Annotated in this window: 11 protein-coding genes; 1 reads left to right on the top strand and 10 read right to left on the bottom strand. The window is 61.2% G+C overall.

From position 1 onward, the window contains the following. Nucleotides 1-52: 52 nt before the first annotated feature. From NPS29_RS25705 to NPS29_RS25690, 4 genes are all read right to left on the bottom strand, one after another. Nucleotides 53-949, bottom strand: coding sequence for a transglutaminase family protein (locus NPS29_RS25705; protein WP_274136102.1), 897 nt, complete (start codon nucleotides 947-949; stop codon nucleotides 53-55). Beyond that, a complete protein-coding gene (locus NPS29_RS25700; RefSeq protein ID WP_274136101.1) occupies nucleotides 949-3,450 on the bottom strand; it encodes a circularly permuted type 2 ATP-grasp protein in 2,502 nt (833 codons plus the stop codon). The genes NPS29_RS25705 and NPS29_RS25700 overlap by 1 nt, the downstream gene beginning before the upstream one ends. A gap of 108 nt (nucleotides 3,451-3,558) precedes the next feature. Continuing rightward, nucleotides 3,559-6,846 (bottom strand): DUF2126 domain-containing protein, encoded by a 3,288-nt coding sequence (locus tag NPS29_RS25695; protein ID WP_274136099.1) that lies wholly within the window; start codon nucleotides 6,844-6,846, stop codon nucleotides 3,559-3,561. A gap of 169 nt (nucleotides 6,847-7,015) precedes the next feature. Beyond that, nucleotides 7,016-7,492, bottom strand: coding sequence for a hypothetical protein (locus tag NPS29_RS25690; protein ID WP_274136096.1), 477 nt, complete (start codon nucleotides 7,490-7,492; stop codon nucleotides 7,016-7,018). A 248-nt stretch (nucleotides 7,493-7,740) separates the two neighbouring features. On the opposite strand from NPS29_RS25690, the gene NPS29_RS25685 reads away from it, so the two are divergent. Then, the gene (locus NPS29_RS25685; protein ID WP_274136095.1) at nucleotides 7,741-8,229 is read left to right on the top strand and encodes an Hcp family type VI secretion system effector; all 489 of its coding nucleotides are present in this window, start codon (nucleotides 7,741-7,743) and stop codon (nucleotides 8,227-8,229) included. A gap of 48 nt (nucleotides 8,230-8,277) precedes the next feature. Here the strand turns inward: NPS29_RS25685 and NPS29_RS25680 are convergent, their stop codons facing one another. The 6 genes from NPS29_RS25680 to rpsF all read right to left on the bottom strand — a co-directional run bounded on the left by NPS29_RS25680 (nucleotide 8,278) and on the right by rpsF (nucleotide 14,622). After that, nucleotides 8,278-10,581, bottom strand: coding sequence for a YgiQ family radical SAM protein (locus NPS29_RS25680; protein WP_274136094.1), 2,304 nt, complete (start codon nucleotides 10,579-10,581; stop codon nucleotides 8,278-8,280). A 405-nt stretch (nucleotides 10,582-10,986) separates the two neighbouring features. After that, nucleotides 10,987-12,384 carry a replicative DNA helicase gene (gene dnaB, locus NPS29_RS25675; RefSeq protein WP_274136093.1) on the bottom strand — a complete coding sequence of 466 codons (1,398 nt, stop codon included), beginning with the start codon at nucleotides 12,382-12,384 and terminating at the stop codon, nucleotides 10,987-10,989. A 150-nt stretch (nucleotides 12,385-12,534) separates the two neighbouring features. Then, nucleotides 12,535-12,981 (bottom strand): 50S ribosomal protein L9, encoded by a 447-nt coding sequence (gene rplI, locus NPS29_RS25670; RefSeq protein ID WP_274136092.1) that lies wholly within the window; start codon nucleotides 12,979-12,981, stop codon nucleotides 12,535-12,537. Nucleotides 12,982-13,001: 20 nt separating this feature from the next. Continuing rightward, nucleotides 13,002-13,898, bottom strand: coding sequence for a hypothetical protein (locus NPS29_RS25665; RefSeq protein ID WP_274136090.1), 897 nt, complete (start codon nucleotides 13,896-13,898; stop codon nucleotides 13,002-13,004). 42 nt (nucleotides 13,899-13,940) lie between these two features. Then, a complete protein-coding gene (gene rpsR / locus NPS29_RS25660) occupies nucleotides 13,941-14,171 on the bottom strand; it encodes a 30S ribosomal protein S18 (protein WP_037015707.1) in 231 nt (76 codons plus the stop codon). Nucleotides 14,172-14,199: 28 nt separating this feature from the next. Continuing rightward, nucleotides 14,200-14,622: a 30S ribosomal protein S6 gene (gene rpsF / locus NPS29_RS25655; RefSeq protein WP_062379020.1), complete on the bottom strand. Its 423-nt coding sequence runs from the start codon at nucleotides 14,620-14,622 to the stop codon at nucleotides 14,200-14,202. Nucleotides 14,623-14,830 lie beyond the last annotated feature (208 nt).

The following is a 14,830-nucleotide window of genomic DNA, read 5'->3' as shown; positions in this document are numbered from 1 at the left end:
TCAAGGGTCTGTTTCGCAATTTGCTCGCCGCCTATGCCTGCGGCGCCAGTGGTCACGCTGACAGCGGCATCACCGTCACGCGCACTTCGGGGTCGTGATTGCCACCGCCCAGGATGACGCCACGCAGGGGCGAGACATCGGAGAAATCCCGGCCCCAGGCCAGGCTGATGTGCTCCAGCGCCGGCTGGATGTTGTTGGTCGGGTCGAAATCCACCCAGCCCAGTACCGGGCAGAAAACCGACACCCAGGCGTGAGAGGCGTCGGCACCGATCAGGCGCGGCTGGCCGGGAGGCGGCTGAGTTAGCAGATAGCCGCTGATGTAGCGCGCCGCCAGGCCTCGGGAACGCAGGCAGGCGAGCATCAGATGGGCGAAGTCCTGGCAGACACCGCGCCGTGTTTCCAGCACCTGCACCAAGGGCGTCGCCACCTGGGTCGCTTCGCCATCGAAGGTGAACTCCTCGAAGATCTTTTCCATCAGCGCCTGGGCACAGAGCAGCAAAGGCTGCCCCGGGGCAAAGCAATCTGCCGAGAACTCGACGAAGGATTGCTTGAGGTGCACGTAAGGCGATTCGAAGCGATAGCGACAGGCTTCCAGAATATCCGGTGACATTTTCGTCGCGCTGTAGGTGAGCGTGTTGCGCGTCTCATCCCAGGGGGCAGACTGCTGGAAATCCAGCGCCGGACGGGCCAGCACCTCGATGCGCAAACGGGCGTTGACCTGCAGTTCGTCATGGGGCCGCTCGAAGGCCAGGCGCGTCACCGGATTGCCGAACACATCCAGCTCATCGCGGCGTGTGGTCGGGGTTGGGTGGATCTCCAATTGCTGCTCAAGGCAACGCTGCCACGCACAACTGCGCGGCCACAGGTGCGCCAGTTGCTGCGCCAGCGAGACAGGGCTGTCGTACTTGTAATGGGTGTCGTGAAGGATCTGGTAAGAGGCACTGTTCATCACACGGACACCGTACGCTGGCTGACATCGTCGACATGGGCGAAATGGCGCAAGGCCAGGCGATCGGAAATCTGCCCGCTGAGATCGCCGATACTCTGCAACAGGTCCGCCAGGCCGTTCAGAGCAGCCCTGACGCTGCTTTCCCCGAACAGCCCGGGTTCCAGACAGCCCAGATCGAAGCGCGCCAGGCGCTGGATCCAGACGCCCAGGCTGTTGTCCTGTGGCATGCCGAAATCCTCGTTCAAGCGCTTCAACGAGCGCTCCACCAGCTTGAGCTGGAACCGCACCGCATGGGGGTTCTGTCCGTCGAGCAGCAGCAGGTCGAGCACCGGGATCAGTTGCGGCAACGCCAGATAACGAGAGCGATAGGTGATGCTGCTGTTGCCCAGTTCCAGCAGCCAGTCGAGGGCGTCCTGGTCGAACACCGCATCGCTGCGCAGGAAGCCTGCGAGGCTGGTACTGAGAAATTGCAGGCGCTCGATACGCCGGCCGATCATCAGGAAGCGCCAGCCTTCATCGCGGGTCATGTCGTCCAGCGCGAAACCTGAAAGCGCCGCCAGAGACATCACTAGGCGGTTGAGGAAATCCAGCAGTTCGCCAAAGTCGGGGTCATCGGTTTCAAGGCTTGCGGCTTCACGCTGCAGCTCCACCAGCGCCTGCCAGTTCTCCCGGCTCAACTTGCCGCGCACCTGGGACGCCGCCCACTGCAAGCGCTGCAGGTTGGAGCGCAGGCTGAAGGGCCAGTCGTCGCCCAGCAATGCGGTCATCAGCCGTTCATGCAGGGTGCTGCCCTCCTCTTCGTCCTCGCGGGGCAGCAGGCTCAGGCGCTCGCCCAGCTCGACTGCGGCCTGCAAGGCTTGCGGGTCGTCGCCATCGACGTAACGCGCCAGCACGATGCGCAGCAACCGCGCGCTGTCATCGCAACGCTCGCAATACCGGCCGAACCAGAACAGGTTTTCCACCACCCGGGACGGCAGATAGGGGTCACGGCGGATCAGGTCGTGTACGCCCAGGGAACGGCGGGCTTTCCAGGGCTCGCTGCCCTGAATGCGCTCGCCAAGAATCCAGGTGTCCTTGCTGGCGCCACCGCGCTGCATCGACACCACATCGGCATCCGCGTCGGCGGCCACACGGGTCAGGCCGCCCGGCAGTACGCGATAACCATCTTCGGCAGCGACGGCGTAAACCCGCATGCCGATGGCCCGGGGCTGCAACTGTTCGGCCTCGCCCTGCCAGACCGGCGCCTGGGACAACTGGGCGATTTCCTGGGCGACATAAGCGTAGGGCCGTGCCTGCATGCGCGCGGCGAGGGCCTGGCGCTGTTTTTCGTCCAGATCCCGGCCAAACACCGGGGCAAAACTCTGGGACGCGAACGCCGGTTTGATGAGCAAATCCGGCATCTTTTCCAGGGCCTGGGCCAGCACTGGCGGCTCGCCACACCACCAGGTCGCCACCGACGGCAGGATCAATTCTTCGTCAAACAGGTGCTCATTGATCTTCGGCAGAAAGCCCAGCAAACCCGGCGACTCCAGCACGCCACTTCCCAGCGCGTTCGCCACGATCACCCGGCCCTGACGCACGGCTTCGAGCAGGCCCGGCACGCCCAGCGCCGAGTCGGTGCGCAGCTCCAGCGGGTCGCAGAAGTCATCGTCCAGACGCCGCATGATCGCGTGGACCCGCCGCAGGCCGCTGAGGGTTTTCAGGTACACCGTGGCGTCACGGACGGTCAGGTCGCCGCCCTCGACCAGCGGGTAACCCAGCTGCCCAGCCAGATAGAGGTGCTCGAAATAGCTCTCGTTGAAGCGCCCCGGCGTGAGCATGACCACCAGCGGCGCCTCGTTGCTGCTCGGCGCCTGGCGCGTGAGGGTTTCCTGCAGTGAACGGAAGAAGCCGGACAGGTGCTGCACTTCCAGGTCGCGATACAGTTCGGGAAAGGCGCGGGACACAATCACCCGGTTTTCCAGCGCGTAACCGGCCCCTGACGGCGCCTGGGTGCGGTCCGCCGTGACCCACCAGCGGCCATCGGGCGTGCGCGCCAGATCCACCGCGTACACATGCAAAAAGGTGCCTTCCGGCGGCTTCACGCCCTGGCACGGCCAGAGGAAATTGTTGTGCCCGAACACCAGTTCGGCAGGCAACAGGCCGTCGGCAATCAGTTGCTGCGGGCCGTAGAGGTCGGCCAGTACCGCATTGAGCAGGCGCGCACGCTGGACGATGCCGGCCTCCAGGCGCTGCCACTCGGCGACCGGAATCAGATGCGGCAGCAGGTCGAGCTCCCACGGCCGGTCCGCGCCCTTGGGGTCGGCGTACACGTTATAGGTGACGCCATTTTCCTGAATCTGCCGCGCCAGCAGCGCCTGACGCTGTATCAACTGAGCGGGGGTGCTGCGTTGCAGATGCTCGTAAAAACGCAGCCAATGCGGCCGCACTGCGCCGCTGGCGTCGAGCATCTCGTGATAACTACCCGCATGCAGCGGATATCGGTCAAGCAGGTCAGGCATGGAGAACTCGGCAGACAAACATGGGAATCAACGCAGCAGCGCTTAGATTAGCGCAGCCAACGTGACACGTAATGGCTCGCGGCCTTGTGTCACGCCGGCAGCGGCTGGTCAGCGATGCAGACGCAAGTCCAGCGTCATGGGCATTTCATCATTGACGGTCAGGTTCGGCACGTCCTGTTTGCCTGGGGTGTGACCGATCCGGAAAAACCGCGCTAACCGCCGGCTCTCCGCTTCGTTGGCATTGACCGGCAGCGTCTCGTAATTGCGCCCGCCGGGGTGCGCCACGTGGTACTCACAGCCGCCCAGCGAGCGCTGCATCCAGGTGTCGAGCAGATCGAACACCAGCGGCGCATGCACCGGGATGGTCGGCTGCAAGGCGTTGAACGGCTGCCAGGCGCGGTAACGAACCCCCGCGACAAACTCGCCGATTCGCCCGGTGGGTTGCAGCGGGACAGGTACGCCGTTGCAGGTCAGCAGATAGCGCTGGGGCGCGAGCCCGCTGATCTTGACCTGCAGCCGCTCCAGGGACGAGTCCACATAACGCACCGCGCCGCCCCCCGAACCCTCCTCGCCCAGCACATGCCAGGGCTCCAGCGCCTGGCGCAGTTCCATCTCGATACCGTTGACCGCGTAGTCGCCCACCTTGGGAAAGCGAAACTCCAGATGCGCAGCGAACCACTCCGCCCGCAGTGGATAACCTGCGGCGTTGAGTTCGACAATCACATCGGCGAAGTCCTGCTCGATGAAGTGCGGCAGCATGAAGCGGTCATGCAACTCGGTGCCCCAGCGCGCCAGTTTCGCCGGTGCATAAGGCTCGCGCCAGAAACGGGCCACCAGCGCACGCAGCAACAGTTGCTGGGCCAGGCTCATCCGCGCATGGGGCGGCATTTCGAAGGCACGCAGCTCAAGCAGGCCCAGGCGACCGGTAGCGCCGTCCGGTGAGTAGAGCTTGTCGATGCAGAATTCGGCGCGATGAGTGTTGCCCGTGACGTCGATCAGCAGGTTGCGCAGCAGTCGGTCCACCAGCCATGGCGCGCACTCCTCGCCGGGAGCAGGCATCTGCGAGAAGGCGATTTCCAGCTCGTACAGCGAATCGTTGCGCGCCTCGTCAACCCGTGGCGCCTGGGAGGTCGGGCCGATGAACAGCCCGGAGAACAGGTACGACAGCGACGGGTGGTTGTGCCAGTAGCTGAGCAGGCTGCGCAGCAGGTCGGGCCGGCGCAGGAACGGTGAATCGCCCGGCGTGGCGCCGCCCAGCACGAAGTGGTTACCACCGCCTGTACCGGTATGGCGCCCGTCGATCATGAACTTTTCGGTGGTCAGGCGGGTGAGGCGTGCCTGCTCGTAGAGAAACTCCGTACGCTCGACCAGCTCGTCCCAGCTTGAGGACGGCTGCACGTTAACCTCGATCACACCAGGATCCGGAGTGATGCGGAAGTTGGCCAGACGCGGATCGCTCGGCGGCTCATAGCCTTCCAGCAACACCGGGCAACGCAACTCCTCGGCCGTCGCTTCGATGGCCGCGACCAGCTCCAGATACGCCTCAAGGGTCTGCAGCGGCGGCATGAACAGATACAGCCGACCGCCCCGGGCCTCGGCACCCAGCGCGGTGCGGGTCAGCCAGTCTGCGGATTCGTCGATGGCCGGTGCGCGCTCAGTGCCTTCGTGTTCAGTCAGGCTGTTGATCCGTGACTCCACCTCATCGCGATCCGGCAGCTCGGCGAAGTCCTGGTTAGGGTCGGTGGGGTGGATGTAGGGATATTCAGCAGCCTTGACCCAGGGCTGCGACGCCAATGGCAGCCTGTAGCCCAGTGGAGAATCCCCCGGCACCAGCCGGCAGTGCTCGCCACGCAGGTACCAGCGTCCGCTCTGCCAGCGCGCCTCATCGGCACTGCGGGCCAGAGGCAGGACATGGCCGATGACCTTGTCCAGGCCCTGGGAAAACACCTTGGCCAGCCGCGCCCGCTCCATTTCGTCGCCCAAACGCGAATCTTCGGCACTGACGTTCTGCGGCAAGGCACCTTCTCGCCACAGGTAATAGAAATTGTCCTCGTAAGCAGGGAAAACGTAGCGAACAGGCAGCTTCAGGCGCTCGGCGACGCTGCGCAGGAAGCGCCCGGCCATCTCGCCGTCACAGCCGTAATCCTCGCCCTCATCGGCGATCAGCGCAGTGTTGCGCCACACGGGCTTGCCATCCCGGCGCCAGAAACAGTTCAGCGACCAGCGCGGCAACTGCTCGCCCGGATACCACTTGCCCTGGCCGAAATGCACGATGCCCTGAGGCGCGTAGTGCTTGCGCATGCGCTGGAACAGCTCGGCCGAGAGCACACGCTTCTTCGGGCCCAGCGCTGCGGTGTTCCACTCACTGCCGTCACGGTCATCGATGGAGACGAACGTCGGCTCGCCGCCCATGGTCAGGCGCACGTCCTCGGCGATCAGGTCGGCGTCGATCTTGCGACCCAGCGCCTGAATCTCCAGCCACTGCGCCTCGGTATAAGGCTTGGTGACCCGCGGAGCTTCCCAGATCCGCTCCACCGACATCTCGTGGCTGAACTCGGTTTCGCACGGCTCCACCAGGCCGCTGATGGGCGCCGCCGACGAAGGATCCGGGCTGCACGCCAACGGAATGTGCCCCTCCCCGGCAAAAAGCCCGGACGTCGCATCCAGCCCGACCCAGCCCGCACCCGGCAAGTAAACCTCGCACCATGCATGCAGATCGGTGAAGTCAACGTCAGTGCCCGACGGCCCATCCAGCGCCTGGACATCCGCCTTGAGCTGAATCAGGTAGCCGGACACAAACCGCGCGGCCAGCCCCAGATGGCGCAGCAACTGCACCAGCAACCACGCCGAATCCCGGCAGGAGCCCGAAGCACTGTCCAGCGTGAACTCCGGTGTCTGGATACCCGGCTCCATGCGGATCAGGTAGTTGATGTCATGGGCCAGGCGCTGATTGAGGCTGACCAGAAAGTCGATGGCCGGTACCGGCGTGCGATCGATGCTGTCCAGATACGCCTGAAACCTGGGTGTCAGCGGGAGCTTTTCCAGATACGGCTGTAATTCGTGATGTTCTTCCCTGGCGTACTGGAATGGGATCTTTTCAGCGTAGGGCTCAAGGAAGAAATCGAACGGGTTGAACACCGCCATCTCGGCGACAAGATCGACCTCGATCCGCAGCTCATCGGTTTTTTCTGGAAACACCAGCCGCGCCAGGTAATTACCCTGCGGGTCCTGCTGCCAGTTGATGAAATGATTGTCCGGCAGCACCTTCAGCGAATACGACAGGACACGCGTACGGCTATGGGCCGCCGGGCGCAAGCGCACAATCTGCGGACCCAGTTCCACCGCTCGTTCGTAGCGGTAATGCGTGACGTGGTGCAAGGCAATGTGAATCGACACGGCGTGCCTCCTGCGAGCCTGGACGGTAGCGGAACCGCGCAAGACTTATGCCATCCAGGCAAGTCAGGCGCCTTCGGCCTCGATGATGCTCGCTCAGCTAAGCACAGCACCAAAATCGCGCCAGCTTCGGCGGATGGTGCAAGGGTCGCACGGAAATGAGGCGGACGGGTTAATTGCTTCGTTCATCCCGCAGCCGACGCAGGCGAACCCTGCGAATGCCGCGAAAACGTTCACGCTTGCGACGCATGAAAAAGAAGATTTCTCTCATCTGTCGATGACGCCTTGAGTTCAGCATCAGCAAACCCATCACAGGAGCGAGCACGCCAACGAAGAACATCAGCTCACCCGGGCTGTGTTCGATAATGGGTAACGACAGGAACAGACAAAGGAAGAAAAACAACTCCATCCCCCAAACCGCCCGAATCCGCCCCCGAATCAGAAAAAAGTGGCAGGCAAATAAACCCACCACCCCGACAACCGCACCGCCGAACAGCCAATGCACGCCGTCTTCAAGCGTTAATTCCTGATAAAACGTGTCGACATGCAGCAGCACCAGGCTCACAACCGCACACAGTCCCGCACTGAGGCACCCGATAAAAACCGGAAAATAGTGCCGCATGAACACCACATACTCTGAAGGTCTCATGGGCTGACCCGCTCCCCATGAATACCCATCACTCAAACCCATCCTGCCGGTGTGTAGCCTTCATCACTTTCCCTATGTGATTGGTCAAAGCGAGGGAGCATAGGCAGCTACAGACTGTAGAGATGTAGGAAGTTTTTCTTTGTTTTGTATGAACGGTCTTGTTCTGCTCCCAGCGTATTGATCTGGAAAGCCCAGTGCGAAAAGGTGCGCATCGACAATTCGTCGACGACTGTTTTCAGGGAGTGTTCATGGCTATCGATATGTTTTTGAAATTGGGCGACATCAAGGGCGAGTCAAGAGACAGCGTGCACAAGGAAGAGATCGACATCCACTCGTTCCAGTGGGGCATGTCGCAGTCCGGCTCTATGCATCAGGGCGGTGGCGGTGGGGCGGGCAAGGTCAGCATCAACAACCTGAGCCTGACCAAGTCACTGGACAAGTCATCGCCCAACCTGATGATGGCCTGCTCCAGCGGCAAGCATTATCCGGAAGCCACGCTCACTGTCCGCAAGGCCGGCGGTAGCAGCCCGGTGGAATACATGATTATCACGCTCAAGGAAGTCATGGTCGCGTCGTGCAACACCAACGCCGGCAGCAGCGATGAAATCATCAACGAAGACATCTCCCTGAACTTCGGCAAGGTCGAGGTCAGCTACCAACCGCAGAAAGCCGATGGCAGCAAGGACGGTGGCGCAGTCAAATACGGCTGGAACATCCGCGAAAACGTGAAGATCTGAAATGCAAAAACGCCAGCTCGAAGGCTGGCGTTTTTGTGGGGACAGCGCTTAGCGCGGGAAGACTGGCTGCCGGGATGGCTTCTTGCCGCCTTTCCCACCCTTGGCTGCGTCGGCGCGGTCCTTGGCGGCCTGTTTGTTGCGGGCTGCGGCGGCGGCCTTGGCTTCTTCGCGCTTGTCCCACGGCTTGCTGCCGTCACTGCCACGCTGCGGCAGGCCGGTGTGCTGGGTGAGGATCTTGGTGGTCTTGGCAACCTTGTGGCTGCCAGCCGGCGTCGAGTTCTTGCGACGGGCGCTCTGGTAGCTGTCGGTGTCCGGCTGGTGCAGCGGGATCAACTGGTGCTTGCCCGGGCCAATGAGGTCCGAGCGGCCCATGCGTTCCAGGGCTTCACGGAGCATCGGCCAGCCTTTCGGGTCGTGGTAGCGCAGGAAGGCCTTGTGCAGGCGGCGCTGCTCCTCGCTCTTGACGATGGTGACCGAGTCGCTCTTGTAGGTGACCTTGCGCAGCGGGTTCTTGCCCGAGTGGTACATGGCGGTGGCACTGGCCATCGGCGAGGGGTAGAACGCCTGCACCTGGTCAGCGCGGAAACCGTTGCCCTTGAGCCACAGCGCAAGGTTCATCATGTCTTCGTCGGTGGTGCCCGGATGCGCCGCGATGAAGTACGGGATCAGGTACTGTTCCTTGCCCGCCTCTTTCGAATACTTCTCGAACATGCGCTTGAACTTGTCATAGCTGCCAATGCCCGGCTTCATCATCTGGTTGAGCGGGCCTTCCTCGGTGTGCTCCGGGGCGATCTTCAGGTAGCCGCCGACGTGGTGGGTCACCAGCTCCTTGACGTACTCAGGCGACTCGACCGCCAGGTCATAGCGCAGGCCGGAAGCGATCAGAATCTTCTTCACACCCGGCAAATCGCGGGCGCTGCGGTACAGCTGAATCAGCGCCGAGTGGTCGGTGTTCAGGTTCGGGCAGATGCCAGGGAACACGCAGGACGGCTTGCGGCACGCGGATTCGATTTCCGGGCTCTTGCAAGCGATGCGGTACATGTTCGCGGTCGGACCGCCGAGGTCGGAAATGACGCCGGTGAAGCCTGGAACCTTGTCACGAATTTCTTCGATCTCACGAATGATCGAGTCGTGGGAGCGGTTCTGGATGATGCGGCCTTCGTGCTCGGTGATCGAACAGAAGGTGCAGCCACCAAAGCAGCCACGCATGATGTTCACCGAGAAGCGAATCATGTCGTAGGCCGGGATCTTTTCCTTGCCGTACGCAGGGTGCGGGATACGTGCGTAAGGCATGCCGAACACGTAGTCCATTTCCTCGGTGGTCATGGGAATCGGTGGCGGGTTAAACCAGACATCCACTTCGCCATGCTTCTGGACCAGCGCACGGGCGTTACCCGGGTTGGTTTCCAGGTGCAGTACGCGGTTGGCGTGGGCGTAGAGAACCGGGTCGTTGCGCACTTTTTCCATGGACGGCAGGCGGATCACCGTCTTGTCACGGGTCATGCGCGGGCTTGCCAGGATCTGCACGACCTTGGCTTCGTTCGGATCTTCGACTTCGCCCTTTTCCTGCTCGATGGCGCAGGCCTGGGTGTCCTGGGTGTTGACGTACGGGTTGATGATCTTGTCGACCTTGCCCGGCCGGTCGATGCGCGTGGAATCGACTTCGTACCAGCCTTCAGGCGTGTCGCGACGAATGAACGCGGTGCCGCGCACGTCGGTGATGTTCTCGATCTTCTCGCCGTAGGACAGACGGTTGGCGACTTCGACAATCGCGCGCTCGGCGTTGCCGTACAGCAGGATGTCGGCGCTGGCGTCGATCAGGATCGAATTGCGGACCTTGTCCTGCCAGTAGTCGTAGTGAGCGATGCGGCGCAGCGAAGCCTCGATGCCGCCGAGGATGATCGGCACATGCTTGTAGGCTTCCTTGCAGCGCTGGCTGTAGACCAGGCTCGCGCGGTCCGGACGCTTGCCGGCCATGCCGCCTGGCGTGTAGGCGTCATCGGAGCGGATTTTCTTGTCGGCGGTGTAGCGGTTGATCATCGAGTCCATGTTGCCGGCCGCGACGCCGAAGAACAGGTTCGGCTCGCCCAGCTTCATGAAGTCGTCTTTGTTGCGCCAGTCCGGCTGGGCAATGATCCCGACGCGGAAGCCCTGGGACTCCAGCAGCCGGCCGATGATCGCCATGCCGAACGACGGATGGTCAACGTAGGCATCACCGGTGACGATGATGATGTCGCAGGAATCCCAGCCAAGCTGATCCATTTCTTCCCGGCTCATCGGCAGGAAAGGCGCAGGCCCGAAACATTCGGCCCAGTACTTTGGATAGTCAAATAACGGCTTGGCTGCTTGCATGTCGATGACCAGTGTTCGTAATCAGGGAGGCGATCTTCTCGTGAAAAATCGCGGGCGCGGAGGATAGCACATTTTTTGATCAAATCCGACGGTGTGGGTCGGATTTATGGTTGGGTTGGGATTCCCTGAGGTTGGCTGGGGATTGTTACATTGATGCCCTTCGGGCGCATCGCGAGCAAGCTCACTCCTACATTTTTTGCAACGTGCCATGGCCTGATAGACCCCGTTATATGCCTTTTGGGCTCGCCTTGAGATTGAGTCAAACACACAAGGCGTACAACGGGGTCCTTCAGACTGCGGCACGTTTCAACAAATGTAGGAGTGAGCTTGCTCGCGATAGGCCCGCAGGGCATCAGAGTAACGGTTCCAAGCCAAAACCCTTAAAGCAACAACCTCAAGCCAACATCACTCATCATCATCAAAATTGTAACTACCCGGCGCCAGGTTCTCGAAGCGGGTGTATTTACCGATAAACGCCAGCCGCACGAAGCCGATCGGGCCGTTACGCTGTTTACCGATGATGATTTCAGCCACGCCCTTGTGCTCGGTTTCCGGGTGGTAGACTTCGTCCCGGTACACGAACATGATCACGTCGGCGTCCTGCTCGATCGCTCCGGATTCGCGCAAGTCGGAGTTCACCGGGCGTTTGTTCGGGCGCTGTTCCAGGGAGCGGTTGAGCTGCGAGAGCGCGACGACCGGGCAATTGAATTCCTTGGCCAGGGCTTTCAGGGACCGGGAAATCTCGGAAATCTCGTTGGTCCGGTTGTCACCGCTGGAGCCTGGAATCTGCATCAGCTGCAGGTAGTCGATCATGATCAGGCCGATATCGCCATGCTCACGCACCAGACGTCGGGTGCGGGCGCGCATTTCCGACGGGCTGATACCCGCCGTATCGTCGATGAACAGCTTGCGGTCGTTGAGCAGGTTGACCGCCGAGGTCAGGCGCGGCCAGTCGTCATCGTCCAGTTGGCCGGAACGGACCTTGGTCTGGTCAATGCGCCCCAGCGAAGACAGCATACGCATGATGAGCGACTCACCTGGCATCTCCAGCGAGAACACCAGCACCGCCTTTTCACTGCGCAGCACCGCATTTTCCACCAGGTTCATGGCGAAGGTGGTCTTACCCATCGACGGACGGCCGGCCACGATGATCAGGTCGGCTGGCTGCAGGCCGCTGGTCTTCTCGTCCAGGTCGGTGTAACCGGTGGACAGACCGGTGATCCCCTCGCCCAGGTTGAACAGGGTGTCGATACGGTCGATGGCCTTGGTCAACAGATCGTTGACCCCTACCGGGCCGCCGGTCTTGGGCCGCGCCTCGGCGATCTGGAAGATCTGCCGCTCGGCCTCGTCGAGAATCTCTTCGGCGGTACGACCTTGCGGGTCGAACGCGCTGTCGGCGATTTCGTTACTGATGCCGATGAGCTGGCGCAGGGTCGCACGCTGGCGAACGATCTGGGCGTAGGCCTTGATGTTGGCGACCGACGGAATGTTCTTGGCCAGCTCCGACAGGTAGCCCAGGCCGCCCACTTGCGAGGTCTGCCCTTCCTTGTCCAGTTGCTCGGCCAGGGTCACGACGTCGATGGGCAGGTTCTGGTCGGCCAGCTTGGCGATGGCGCGGAAAATCAGGCGGTGGTCATGCCGATAGAAATCGCCGTCCGACACTTGATCCAGCACGCGTTCCCAGGCGTTGTTGTCCAGCATCAGACCACCGAGCACGGCCTGTTCGGCCTCGATGGAATGCGGCGGCACCTTCAGGGCAGCGGTTTGCAGATCGTATTGCTCGGGAGCGGAGATATCGTTCATGGCCACACGGAATCAGGGATTTGAATCAGGATACGTCAGAAATGACAAAGGGCACGACCCGAAAAACAGGAACGCGCCCCTTGCTGACCAGTCGGCGAACGAGTCGCCAGTCGGTCGGACTCCCGCACCAGGGTGCGGGAATCAAACTGCTTAAGCAGCCACCACAACTACGCGAACGGTAGCTTCAACATCGCTGTGCAGGTGCACGGCAACGTCGTATTCGCCAACGTTACGGATGGTGCCGTTCGGCAGACGAACTTCAGCTTTGGCCACTTCAACGCCAGAGGCGGTCAGTGCGTCAGCGATGTCGTGGGTACCGATCGAACCGAACAGCTTGCCTTCGTCACCGGCGGTGGCAGTGATGGTCACTTCCAGCTCAGCCAGTTGAGCAGCACGACTTTCAGCCGAAGCTTTCTTGTCGGCAGCAGCTTTTTCCAGGTCAGCACGACGCTCTTCGAAAGCGGCCAGGTTGGCAGCGGTCGCAGCGGTAGCTTTGCCGAAAGGCAGCAGGTAGTTACGGCCGTAACCAGCCTTAACGTTTACTTTGTCGCCCAGGTTGCCCAGGTTGGCGATTTTTTCCAGCAGGATGAGTTCCATTTGGTAATAACCTCTTAACTTTAACCTTCACCGTTCGCAGAACCGTTATCGGCATCTTTCGACGCCAGACGGCCGCGAAAATCAATCAGGCTGTCGACAATGGCAAACACCACCAGCAACGGATAAATCAGTTGCATGAACAGCAACAACGTGACGTACAACCCCACCAGCCAGAACCGTCCCAGGTGCTTTCCAGCCACCAGGCCGTGAATCAGGGCCAGCCCTGCAAACACCAGCGGCACGCTGCACAACGGTGTCAGCATCGCCAGTTGCGGGCCGAAATTCGGCGCAACCAACATGCACACCAGCAGCACCAGCATCGGTGCCCGCGGGAGTTTCAGGCTGCGAAATTCGCGTCCGAAACCGCCCGGGTTATACAACAGCGCCTGCCAGTACCGCCCAAGAATCAGGCATACCACGCTGACGATCTGCAACACCGCGGCTATCAGGCCGTTAAGGACCGGTGTAATCAGTGCTCCCAGACGCGCTCGCTCTTCTACCGACATCTGTTGGTAGACATCACCGAAGACATGGGGCAGCAGCTTTTGCATCGCCACTGCCAGCGCTTCGATGGGCTCGCGGAAAACCGCCCCCAGAACCACTGCGTACAACAACCCAAGCCCTACGCTGACCAGCAGCACACGAACCCAGGACTCGCTGGCGCGCAATGAAGCCGCCAACCCCCATGACCCCAACAACACCATCAAGATGCGGGGATCACCGAAATACCACCAGACCAAGGCCGGCAGCAGAGCCCAGACGAGCACGCCAGAGGCGTCGCTCAATCCGCGTCGCAGGAGCACAAGGCACCCTGCGGCAGCACTCAACCAGAACAACAGCGGCAACGCCGCACATCCAGCCACTACCAGAGTGGCCTGCACGCGACCGCGCATGATGTAGTCAGCCATGGCGCGCATGCGATTTATCCCTTACTGCGTTTTTGTCGACTGAACCTGGTCTCAGCGGCCGTGGCTGTCGGTGTAGGCCAGCAGGGCCAGGAAGCGGGCGCGCTTGATAGCGGTAGCCAGCTGACGCTGATAACGAGCTTTGGTACCGGTAATGCGGCTAGGAACGATCTTGCCGGTTTCGGATACGTAGGCTTTCAGGGTGTTCAGATCTTTGTAATCGATCTCTTTAACGTTTTCTGCGGTGAAGCGGCAGAACTTACGACGACGGAAGAAACGTGCCATGTAATAGGCTCCTCAAAAGGTCCGTGGATTACTCGTCAGCGTTATCGCTGTTGTCGCTGTCATCACTGTCAACGCCTTCAGCGTCGGAGTGCTCAGGACGGTCGCGACGCTCACGGCGCTCACTGCGGTTCTCTTCAGCCTTGAGCATTTCGGACTGGCCGGTAACGGCTTCGTCGCGACGGATGACAAGGTTACGGATCACGGCATCGTTGTAACGGAAGTTGTCTTCCAGCTCGGCCAGGGCCTTGCCAGTGCACTCAACGTTCAGCATCACGTAGTGAGCCTTGTGAACATTGTTGATTGCGTAGGCCAGTTGACGACGGCCCCAATCTTCCAGACGGTGGATCTTGCCGCCGTCTTCTTCGATCAGCTTGGTGTAACGCTCAACCATGCCGCCGACTTGCTCGCTCTGGTCCGGGTGAACCAGAAAGATGATTTCGTAATGACGCATGAATGCTCCTTACGGGTTGTAGCCTGCCGCCAAAGCGGTCAGACAAGGAGTGAATAACACTGGTTTATCTTGCACAGAGACAGGCACATGAGCGCCTGCCATGACAGCAAGGGGCGCAATTGTAGAGAAGGGCCTGAATCGGCGCAAGGAAATTGGTGAATATTTGAACAGCGAAGTTGTAACGACCGTAGCAGCACGGCTTGCCGGC

Source organism: Pseudomonas putida (assembly GCF_028682175.1).
GTDB classification, from domain to species: domain Bacteria; phylum Pseudomonadota; class Gammaproteobacteria; order Pseudomonadales; family Pseudomonadaceae; genus Aquipseudomonas; species Aquipseudomonas putida_AD.
The sequence above is the reverse complement of the archived record's forward strand: the minus strand, read 5'-3'. Positions and strand labels throughout refer to the sequence as shown.

What these genes read in the sequence shown, in the direction of transcription:
- NPS29_RS25705 (WP_274136102.1), bottom strand. Translation starts at nt 949, where the DNA reads ATGAACAGTGCCTCTTACCAGATCCTTCACGACACCCATTACAAGTAC.
- NPS29_RS25700 (WP_274136101.1), bottom strand. Translation starts at nt 3,450, where the DNA reads ATGCCTGACCTGCTTGACCGATATCCGCTGCATGCGGGTAGTTATCAC.
- NPS29_RS25690 (WP_274136096.1), bottom strand. Translation starts at nt 7,492, where the DNA reads ATGAGACCTTCAGAGTATGTGGTGTTCATGCGGCACTATTTTCCGGTT.
- NPS29_RS25685 (WP_274136095.1), top strand. Translation starts at nt 7,741, where the DNA reads ATGGCTATCGATATGTTTTTGAAATTGGGCGACATCAAGGGCGAGTCA.
- NPS29_RS25680 (WP_274136094.1), bottom strand. Translation starts at nt 10,581, where the DNA reads ATGCAAGCAGCCAAGCCGTTATTTGACTATCCAAAGTACTGGGCCGAA.
- dnaB (WP_274136093.1), bottom strand. Translation starts at nt 12,384, where the DNA reads ATGAACGATATCTCCGCTCCCGAGCAATACGATCTGCAAACCGCTGCC.
- rplI (WP_274136092.1), bottom strand. Translation starts at nt 12,981, where the DNA reads ATGGAACTCATCCTGCTGGAAAAAATCGCCAACCTGGGCAACCTGGGC.
- NPS29_RS25665 (WP_274136090.1), bottom strand. Translation starts at nt 13,898, where the DNA reads ATGCGCGCCATGGCTGACTACATCATGCGCGGTCGCGTGCAGGCCACT.
- rpsR (WP_037015707.1), bottom strand. Translation starts at nt 14,171, where the DNA reads ATGGCACGTTTCTTCCGTCGTCGTAAGTTCTGCCGCTTCACCGCAGAA.
- rpsF (WP_062379020.1), bottom strand. Translation starts at nt 14,622, where the DNA reads ATGCGTCATTACGAAATCATCTTTCTGGTTCACCCGGACCAGAGCGAG.